The following is an 8,809-nucleotide window of genomic DNA, read 5'->3' as shown; positions in this document are numbered from 1 at the left end:
ATAGGCGGTGAGCCACGGGGGGCTGTTGGCGGAGTCGTAGCCGGTGGGGAGGATGCCGGCGCTGCCGACAAAGCTGCCGCCGGCGTCATAGACGTATTCCATATAGCCGTAGTCCTCAAGGCTGCCGCCGATCACGATGTCGTGGGCGGAGCCGTCGGAGGCGGTATAGGAATAGACATACGGCTCCGCCTCCGAGAATTGCCCGGTAATGTCGAGCTCCTCCCCGGTTTCTGTGGTGAAATAGACGCTGCCGCCGCGCACAGTGAGGAGATCAGGCTCCTCCCTTACCGGAAAGCACACGTTCTCCTGGGATGGTGCAACCGTTGCTCCGGCGTCCGGTTCGTTCCAGTTTACGCTGTCGGTTGATGTAAACGCTCCGCCGGAGAGCAGCGGGATGGAGCCCAGCGCGCCGGAGGCGGCCAGGGCGCCCGCAGTGAGGGCGGCGGCCACGGCAGCGGCGGCGACGAGGATGCGGATGGGGCGTCTGGGTTTGGTGGTCATGGCAGTTACCTCCGATTCGGTATGGGAGCAGCGGGAGGCCAGGGCGCGCCGCTGCTCCTCCACCCGGTTGAGGGGGGGGCAGGTCTGGGCCAGGACTTGCTCAAAAGTCCTCTGATAGAGCTTCTTCATAGCCGAGTTCCTCCAGCTTCTTCCTGAGTTGTTGTTTGGCCCGGTAGAGCCGGGCGGAGAGCGCCGGGGCGGTGGTGCGGAACTGGCGGGCCAGCTCGGCCACCGTGAACCCCTCGTAATAGCGCAGGTGGAGCAGGGCCCGGCTGTCGGGGGACAGCGCCCCCAGGGCGGCAAACAGGCCGGCCTCCTCCGGCGTCTCGAAGGTCAGCCGCTCCAGGGCCGTGTCGTCGTTCTCCCGCCGCCTGCGCCAGGGGGAGGTAAGCAGATCCCGGCAGCGGTTGACCGCCACCCGGGCCAGCCAGGGGCGCTCCTTCCCTGGGGCAGGGGGCTTCTCCAGCAGGGTGAGAAACACCTCCTGGCACACATCCTCCGCGTCCTGAGGCGAGCGGGTATAGCTGAGGGCCAGGCCGTACACCATGGGACGGTATTGGTCGAATAGGGGAAGAAATTCCGCTTCGGTCATCCCGGAGCCTCCCTTCGTCGTTTGTGGCCACATCAATAAGACGGCGGGGCGGGGGCGGATCTGACGGCCCCGGCGGGATTTTTCGGGAAAACCGCATTGTAAACCGGCCCGTCCTTTGTTATAATACCATATTGGGACGGAGCGCACCGCCTGATCCCTAATCTGTTGTAAAGTGAGAGATCGCACATGAACACACGCTATGACGTTGCCATCATCGGCTGCGGCGAGGCCGGCATCTTCGCGGGCTATGAGCTGATGCACCGCAACCCGGGCCTCAAGGTGGTTACCCTGGATCAGGGGGCCGACATCTATACCCGGAGCTGCCCCATCGTGGCGGGCAAGGTGAAGGAGTGCATCCACTGCAAGGTGTGTGACACCATGTGCGGCTTCGGCGGGGCGGGCGCCTTTTCCGACGGCAAGTACAATTTCACCACCGCCTTCGGCGGCTGGCTCACCGACTTCATGCCCAAGCGGGAGGTCATGGAGCTTATCGACTATGTGGACTCCATCAACATGAAGCACGGGGCCACCGACCAGGTGTTCTCCACCGAGACCCCCGCCGCCCAGGCACTGGAGAAGAAGGCCCTGGAGTATGACCTCCACCTGCTCCAGGCCCGGTGCAAGCACCTGGGCACCGAGAACAACCTCAAGATTCTCCAGAGCATCTATGAGGAGGTGCGCCAGGGCGTCGAGTTCCGGTTCCGCACCGCCGTCACCAAAATTGAGAACCTGGGGAAGGAGGGCTACCGCCTCATCACCGACAAGGGGGACGAGGTGGACTGTACCTGGCTCATCGCCGGACCCGGCCGCTCCGGCGCGGAGTGGTTCTCCAACCAGTGCAAGGAGCTGGGCATCCAGCTCATCAACAACCAGGTGGACATCGGCGTGCGGGTGGAGCTGCCCGCCAAGGTGTTCGAGCACATTACCGACGTGGTGTACGAGTCCAAGCTGGTCTACCGCACCAAGCAGTACGGCGACCAGGTGCGCACCTTCTGCATGAACCCCTACGGCCACGTGGTGGCCGAGAACGTGGAGGGCATCAACACCGTCAACGGCCACTCCTACTCCGATCCCAAGCTGCGCAGCGAGAACACCAACTTCGCCCTGCTGGTGTCCAACCGCTTCACCTCCCCCTTCAACGAGCCCTACCGCTACGGCAAGCACATCGCCTCCCTGAGCAACATGCTGGCCGGCGGCGTGCTGGTGCAGCGCTTCGGCGATCTGGTCAGCGGCATCCGCACCAACGAGCACCGCATGAGCAAGTCCTTCGTCCACCCCACCCTCACCGCCGCCGTGCCCGGCGACCTGTCCCTGGCCCTGCCCAAGCGGCAGTTGGACGACATCATTGAGATGATCTACCAGCTTGACAAGCTGGCCCCCGGCACCGCCAACTACGACACCCTGCTCTACGGCGCGGAGGTCAAGTTCTACTCCGCCCGGCTGGCCCTGTCCAACGAGCTGGAAACCGCCCTGCCCGGCTTCTTCGCCGTGGGCGACGGCGCGGGCGTGACCCGCGGCCTGGCCCAGGCGGGCGCGTCGGGGGTGAAGGTGGCCCAGGTGATTTCGGAGCGGCTGAAGTAAGCCCCGCCGGCACCCACCCGATTCGGAGTGCTCGAAGCAGATTTGACATCTCCAGAGAACGGCCGCCGCAGGCGGCCCCTGCCCGCCGGCAGCCCAGCGCAAGCGGGTGCCGGTGGGAGCGGAGGAGCAAGGGAGCGGACGCAGGTTTTGCCGTCAGGCGGAACCGGAGTCAAGCGGACTTTGCGACGACGCGGCCCAGGCGGGCGCGTCGGGGGTGAAGGTGGCCCAGGTGATTTCGGAGCGGCTGAAGTAAGCCCTGCCGGCACCCACCCGATTCGGAGTGCCTGAAATAAGCGTGCGTTCAAGTGCGGCGCCCTCCCCTGCGGGGGAGAGCGCCGCCTTTCTGCACCCCTCTGCCGCCGGTGCATAGAATGGCCTGAACGGAAACAGACAGGGGGACGGGTATATGGACGACCGGATACAGGAGCTGCTGGAGCGGGCGCGGGAGACCGCCGCCACCGCCGGGGAGTACGCCGGACAGATGGTGGACACGGCCCGGCTGCGGGGAAGGCTGTTCGCCCTTCGGACGGACATCAACGGCCTGCTCCATACGGCGGGGCGGCTGGTGTACGACGCTCACCGGGGCGGCGCCGGCGGAGAGGACGCGCTGGAGCAGGTGTTCTCGGAGCTGGACCACAAGGAGGCCGCGGCGGCCGAGCTGCGGAGCCGGCTCGAGCGCCTCCGGCAGGAGAAGCCGCTCTAGCCGCGGGGAGGCGGGACCCGGACGGGTCCCGCTTTTTTGCGGCTTTTTCGGAAAGGGGGCGGGAAGTTGCCCTTTTTCATTGCTTTTTTGGCGGACGGGGTGTAAAATACCATGTAATCCTTGCGGCCGCAGTGCTTGCGGCGAACCGTCAGACCGTATTTCGGGCCCGTCCGGGCCGCTTATTACAAATAAGGAGGACAAGCTTTATGAACTACACGTTTGCCCAATACCAGGAGAGCGCGGACTACATCCGCAGCCAGATCGGCGGCTTTGCCCCCAAGGTGGCCATGATCCTGGGTTCCGGCCTGGGCTACATGGGCGATATTGTGGAAAACCCCATTGCCGTGCCTTATCAGAATATCCCCCATTTCAAGGTGTCCACCGCCCCCGGCCACAAGGGTCAGCTGGTGTTCGGCACCCTGGAGGGGCAGAAGGTGGCTGTTATGCAGGGCCGTATGCACCACTACGAAGGCTACTCCTATGAGGAGGTGTCCTACGCGGTGCGGGTGCTCCGCCTGCTGGGCTGCGATACCCTGATCGTCACCAACGCCGCCGGCTGCGTCAACCTGGATTGGAAGGCGGGCGACCTGATGCTTATTGCCGACCACATCAAGTTCTTCATGGAGTCCCCCCTGCGGGGTGAGAACCTGCCCGAGTTCGGCGTGCGCTTCCCCGACGCCTCCCACCTCTACACCCCCGCCCTGCGGGAGATGGCCCGCCAGACCGCCAGGGAGCTGGGCATCGAGCTGCGGGAGGGCGTCTACATGTACTTCCCCGGCCCCCAGTACGAGACTCCGGCGGAGGTGCGGGCCGCCCGGGTGCTGGGCGCCGACGCAGCGGGCATGTCCACCGCGCCGGAGGTCATCACCGCCGGCCACTGTGGCATGCGGGTGCTGGGCTTTACCCTCCTGTCCAACATGGGCGCCGGTATTCTGGACCAGCCCCTCTCCGAGCAGGAGGTGCTGGATGCGGCGGCGGCCTGCCGGGACAAGTTCTCCCGCCTCGTGCTGGCCTGCCTGAAAAAGATTGACTAAAAGGAGCCTGCCATGTCTATTCTGATCCATAACTGCACCGCCGTCCTCATGGACGAGGCGGGCACCGTCCTCCCCAACGCCTATGTGGTGGTGGAGGGGACGAAGATCCGCTCCGTCAGCACCCAGCGCCCCTGGGGCTCCTTTGAGGAGCAGATCGACGGCCAGGGCAACGTGCTCATGCCCGGCTTTGTCAACGCCCACAGCCATGTGCCCATGACCGCCATGCGGGGCTACGGCGACGGCAACAACCTCCAGGACTGGCTGCACAACTATATCTTCCCGGTGGAGGCCCGCTGGGACGACCGGGCCATCCGGGCCTGTACCGACCTGGGCCTGGCGGAGATGATCGCTTCCGGCGTCACCACCATCGCGGACATGTATGGCCACACCGACGCGGTGGCCCAGGAGGTGGCGGCCTCCGGCATCAGCGCCAACCTGTGCTGCGGCGGCGTGCAGTTCACCGACACCTTTGATCCCGCCACCCACCACGACTGTGTGGTGCAGCGGGAGCTGACCGAGAAGTGGCACGGCTACAACGACGGGCAGATTTTGGTGGACGCCTCGATCCACGGCGAGTACACCTCCCACCACCCGCTCTGGCAGTGGATGGCGGACTACGCCCGGGAGCACGGCCTGGGTATGCACGTGCACATCTCCGAGACCCGCACCGAGCATGCCGAGTGCCTGGCCCGCCACGGCAAGACTCCCATTCAGGTGCTCAACGACTACGGCGTGTGGGATGTGCGGGCCATCGCCGCCCACTGCGTCTGGACCACCCCGGAGGACTGGTCCGTTATGGCGTCCAAGGGGGTTTCGGCCATCCACAATCCCATGAGCAACCTCAAGCTGGGCAGCGGCATCGCCCCCGTCCCCGCCATGGGCAAGGCCGGTGTCAACGTGTGCCTGGGCACCGACGGCGTGTCCTCCAACAACTGCACCGACTTCTTCGGGGACATGAAGCTGGCCGCCATTCTCCACAACGGGGCCAACTGCGACCCCCTGGCCCTGCTGCCCATCGACGCCCTGCGCATGGCCACCGTCAACGGCGGCAAGGCCCTGGGGCGGCTCACCGGCCGGATTGAGGGGGGCTACGACGCCGACCTCATCCTGGTGGACTTCTCCCACCTGAACCTTACCCCCTGCCACAGCGTGATTTCCAACCTGGCATATGCCGCCCACGGCAGCGACGTGTGCATGAATATGGCCCGCGGAAAGGTCATATACAGAGATGGGGACTTCCTCACCATCGACATTGACCGGGTGAAGCGGGAAGTGGCGGACTACGCCCTGCCCCTGCTGTTTGAAACGAAATAAGGGGGCCTAGCATTGTCCAATCAGCAAAAAAAGAATACCTTTTACGGCGCGGCCGCTATCCTGACGGTGAGCACCATTCTGGTCAAGATTATCGGCGCCATCTTCAAGATCCCGCTTATCGCCATACTGCCCGAGGAGGCCTACGGCGATTTCAACGGCGCGTATAACATCTACTCCTTCTTCCTCACCATCTCCACGGCGGGCCTGCCTGTTGCCTTGTCCAAGACGGTGTCGGAGTGCCATACTCTGGGCCGGGAGAACCAGAAGCACCGGGTCTTCCGGGTGGCATTCTGTGCGTTCCTGTTCATGGGGCTGTTCAGCTTCCTCTGCATGTCAGTGTTCGGACAACTGGTAGCAACCTATATCATTGGCAATGAGAAAGCCGTGTTCTGCGTGTGGGCGCTGGCGCCGGCGGTGCTGTGCACCTGCTGCTGCTCCGCCTTCCGGGGCTATGCCCAGGGGCACATGAACATGATGCCCACCGCGATCTCCCAGATCATTGAGGCGCTGTGCAAGCTCTTCCTGGGTTTGGGCCTTGCCATGGTGATCATGAGCCTGACCCTCTGGCCGGAGGACATCCGCAACCGGCTGGCGGCATCCGGCGCCCTCATCGGCGTCTCCTTCGGCAGCGTTCTGTCGGTGATCTATCTGGCCTTCAACCACTTCCGTACCCGCCGGGGCAGCGCCGCCCGGGCCGCCGACCAGCCCGACCGGAGCCGGGTGGTACTGGCCCGGCTGCTCAAGCTGGCCATTCCCATCACCCTCAGTTCCTGTTCCATGTCCCTGGTGACTATCATCGACACCAACCTGGTGAACAATCAGCTCCAGAATGTGTTTACCGCCATCCAGGGCGGTATGACCGGCATCAGCAACAGTTTTCTGGATATCTTTCCCAAGGCTGTGGAGATCTTTCAGAACAATACGGATGCCTGGCAGCAAGCCCTGCTGACAGACCCGGCCACCAAGCTGGACCCGATCCTGGACTCTGCCCGCAGCCTCTACGGCACCTACAGTAAGACCATGAGCGTCTACAACCTGCCCTTTAACCTGATGATCCCCCTGACGGCCTGCATCGTCCCCGGCATCTCCGCCTGCCTGGCCCGGAGCGACCGGCTGGGAGCCAAGCGGATTACCGAGTCCGCCATGCGGGTGGCCGCCCTCATTGCCCTGCCCTGCGGCTTCGGTCTGCTGGCTCTGGGCGGCCCAATTATGGAACTCATCGCCCTGGGCAATGTGGATACGGCCATCGCCGGTCCCATCCTGTCCATCCTGGGGATTGCCTCCATTTTTGTCTGCTTCCAGTTGGTGGGCACCGCGATCCTCCAGGCCAACGGCATAGTGAATCTGCCCATCATTACGGTTATTATCGGCGGCGTCACTAAGATTCTGGTCAACTACACCCTGGTGGGTAATCCCAAAATCATGATCTTCGGCGCGCCGGTGGGCACTCTGAGCTGCTTTGCGGTGATCTCCATTCTCAACCTGCTCATCATCAAGCGGTGCGTGCCCAATCCGCCCCGCTATCTGGTGGCGCTGTCCAAGCCGCTGGCGGCCTCCGTGGTAATGGCTGCTGCCGCATGGGGAAGCCATGGGCTGCTCGCCCGTGTCCTGAACGGCAGTCTGACCCGGGATATGGCGGCCACCACCGGAGCGATCCTGGTGGGCGTGGTGGTATATGTAATTTTAGTCCTGGCTCTGCGTACCCTGACCCGGGAGGACCTGGAAATGATGCCCGGGGGCAAAAAGCTGGCTAAAATTCTGCATATCCAGTAAGTTTTTTGGAAAAAGAGGTTGCAGGAGGCCTTGAAATATGGTAGATTTTCAGTATAAGGATTCTTACGGCGTCAAGGACTTGGAGGAGATTGTCCGCCTCTTGCGGGCGCCCGGCGGGTGCCCCTGGGACGCGGAGCAGACCCACCAGTCCATCCGCCGCAATTTTCTGGAGGAGGCCTATGAGGCCGTGGAGGCCATCGACGAGGGCAGCCCCGAGCACCTGAAGGAGGAGTTGGGCGACGTGTTGCTCCAGGTGGTGTTCCACGCCCTTATGGAGCAGGAGGCCGGCCGCTTCGATCTGGACGCCGTGGCCGACGGCATCTGCAAAAAGCTCATCTTCCGCCACCCCCACGTCTTTGGGGAGGTGTCGGTCTCCAGCACCGGCGAGGTTCTCTCCAACTGGGAGGAGCTCAAGCGGAAGGAAAAGGGGCAGGCCACCAATACCGACGCGCTGGAGGCCGTGGCCCGCTCCCTGCCCGCCCTGTGGCGGGCCGAGAAGGTGCAGAAAAAGGCGAAAAAGGCGGGCTTCGACTGGCCGGACGTGTCCGGCGCCCTGGACAAGCTGTCTGAGGAGCTGGAGGAGCTGAAGACCGCCGTGGCCGAGGGCACCAATGTGGAGGAGGAGCTGGGCGACCTGCTCTTCTCCGCCGTCAACGTCTCCCGTTTTGTGAAGGTGGACACCGAGGAGGCCCTCAACGGGGCCACCGACAAGTTCATCGGCCGCTTCCGCAAGGTGGAGGAGGAAGCCGCCCGGCAGGGCCGCACCCTGGAGGGCATGAGCTTGGCGGAATTGGACAAGCTATGGGAGCACGCAAAAGAGACTTAAGGGCGGGTTCGCCTTAAGTATAATCAGACTGGGGTGATTCCCCCAGTAAACACAGGAGGAGTTATCGATATGAATAAGGCTGAACTGATCAATGCGGCCGCCGAGAAGGCCGGCCTGTCCAAGAAGGATACCGAGACCGCCATCAACGCGGCCATTGAGGTCATTTCCGACTGCCTGGCCGAGGGCGACAAGGTTCAACTGGTGGGCTTCGGTGCCTTTGAGGTGAAGAGCCGCGCCGAGCGCATCGGCCGCAACCCCAAGACCAAGGAGAGCATCAAGATCCCCGCCTCCAAGGTGCCCGTGTTCAAGCCCGGCAAGGCGCTGAAGGACATCGTCGCGAAGTAAGTCAGAAGCGCGGAGGGTAGGCGCATAGGGGAGCTAAGAGGACATGGAGGCGAAAAAACAGGCTGGGCGAAGCCCAGCGGCATTTTTCGCGGAATGGCCGCTTAGCGACCCGGCCATGCGCCCAACCCGCAGCGTGACAG

General features: G+C 63.7%; 10 protein-coding genes. 8 read left to right on the top strand and 2 right to left on the bottom strand.

The genetic code is table 11. The features are described 5' to 3' along the window. The coding region (locus HMPREF0372_RS13980; protein ID WP_007493729.1) for a hypothetical protein at positions 1–630 on the bottom strand (630 nt) is incomplete at its 3' end. Beyond that, a complete protein-coding gene (locus HMPREF0372_RS13975; RefSeq protein WP_007493728.1) occupies positions 602–1,093 on the bottom strand; it encodes an RNA polymerase sigma factor in 492 nt (163 codons plus the stop codon). The genes HMPREF0372_RS13980 and HMPREF0372_RS13975, both read right to left, overlap by 29 nt. Before the next feature lie 186 nt (positions 1,094–1,279). On the opposite strand from HMPREF0372_RS13975, the gene HMPREF0372_RS13970 reads away from it, so the two are divergent. From HMPREF0372_RS13970 to HMPREF0372_RS13940, 8 genes are all read left to right on the top strand, one after another. Then, positions 1,280–2,674: an NAD(P)/FAD-dependent oxidoreductase gene (locus tag HMPREF0372_RS13970; RefSeq protein ID WP_007493726.1), complete on the top strand. Its 1,395-nt coding sequence runs from the start codon at positions 1,280–1,282 to the stop codon at positions 2,672–2,674. Positions 2,675–2,786: 112 nt separating this feature from the next. Then, entirely contained in the window at positions 2,787–2,927 is a 141-nt protein-coding gene (locus tag HMPREF0372_RS19840; RefSeq protein ID WP_155117035.1) for a hypothetical protein, read from the top strand. A gap of 153 nt (positions 2,928–3,080) precedes the next feature. Further along, a complete protein-coding gene (locus HMPREF0372_RS13965) occupies positions 3,081–3,377 on the top strand; it encodes a hypothetical protein (RefSeq protein WP_007493724.1) in 297 nt (98 codons plus the stop codon). Positions 3,378–3,583: 206 nt separating this feature from the next. Beyond that, positions 3,584–4,411 (top strand): purine-nucleoside phosphorylase, encoded by an 828-nt coding sequence (locus tag HMPREF0372_RS13960; protein ID WP_007493723.1) that lies wholly within the window; start codon positions 3,584–3,586, stop codon positions 4,409–4,411. A gap of 12 nt (positions 4,412–4,423) precedes the next feature. After that, entirely contained in the window at positions 4,424–5,725 is a 1,302-nt protein-coding gene (locus HMPREF0372_RS13955) for an amidohydrolase family protein (RefSeq protein ID WP_007493722.1), read from the top strand. A 12-nt stretch (positions 5,726–5,737) separates the two neighbouring features. After that, positions 5,738–7,498 carry a putative polysaccharide biosynthesis protein gene (locus HMPREF0372_RS13950; protein WP_007493721.1) on the top strand — a complete coding sequence of 587 codons (1,761 nt, stop codon included), beginning with the start codon at positions 5,738–5,740 and terminating at the stop codon, positions 7,496–7,498. A gap of 37 nt (positions 7,499–7,535) precedes the next feature. Continuing rightward, on the top strand, positions 7,536–8,324 hold the full coding sequence (mazG, locus tag HMPREF0372_RS13945) for a nucleoside triphosphate pyrophosphohydrolase (protein WP_007493720.1): 789 nt from the start codon (positions 7,536–7,538) through the stop codon (positions 8,322–8,324). Positions 8,325–8,393: 69 nt separating this feature from the next. Next, the gene (locus HMPREF0372_RS13940) at positions 8,394–8,669 is read left to right on the top strand and encodes an HU family DNA-binding protein (protein WP_007493719.1); all 276 of its coding nucleotides are present in this window, start codon (positions 8,394–8,396) and stop codon (positions 8,667–8,669) included. Positions 8,670–8,809 lie beyond the last annotated feature (140 nt).

Origin of the sequence: Flavonifractor plautii ATCC 29863, from assembly GCF_000239295.1 — a bacterium.
Taxonomy (GTDB): Bacteria; Bacillota; Clostridia; order Oscillospirales; family Oscillospiraceae; genus Flavonifractor; species Flavonifractor plautii.
The sequence above is the reverse complement of the archived record's forward strand: the minus strand, read 5'-3'. Positions and strand labels throughout refer to the sequence as shown.

Bases quoted from the DNA above. Each gene is read 5' to 3' on its own strand.
- HMPREF0372_RS13975 (WP_007493728.1), bottom strand. From the start codon at position 1,093: ATGACCGAAGCGGAATTTCTTCCCCTATTCGACCAATACCGTCCCATG.
- HMPREF0372_RS13970 (WP_007493726.1), top strand. From the start codon at position 1,280: ATGAACACACGCTATGACGTTGCCATCATCGGCTGCGGCGAGGCCGGC.
- HMPREF0372_RS13965 (WP_007493724.1), top strand. From the start codon at position 3,081: ATGGACGACCGGATACAGGAGCTGCTGGAGCGGGCGCGGGAGACCGCC.
- HMPREF0372_RS13960 (WP_007493723.1), top strand. From the start codon at position 3,584: ATGAACTACACGTTTGCCCAATACCAGGAGAGCGCGGACTACATCCGC.
- HMPREF0372_RS13955 (WP_007493722.1), top strand. From the start codon at position 4,424: ATGTCTATTCTGATCCATAACTGCACCGCCGTCCTCATGGACGAGGCG.
- mazG (WP_007493720.1), top strand. From the start codon at position 7,536: ATGGTAGATTTTCAGTATAAGGATTCTTACGGCGTCAAGGACTTGGAG.
- HMPREF0372_RS13940 (WP_007493719.1), top strand. From the start codon at position 8,394: ATGAATAAGGCTGAACTGATCAATGCGGCCGCCGAGAAGGCCGGCCTG.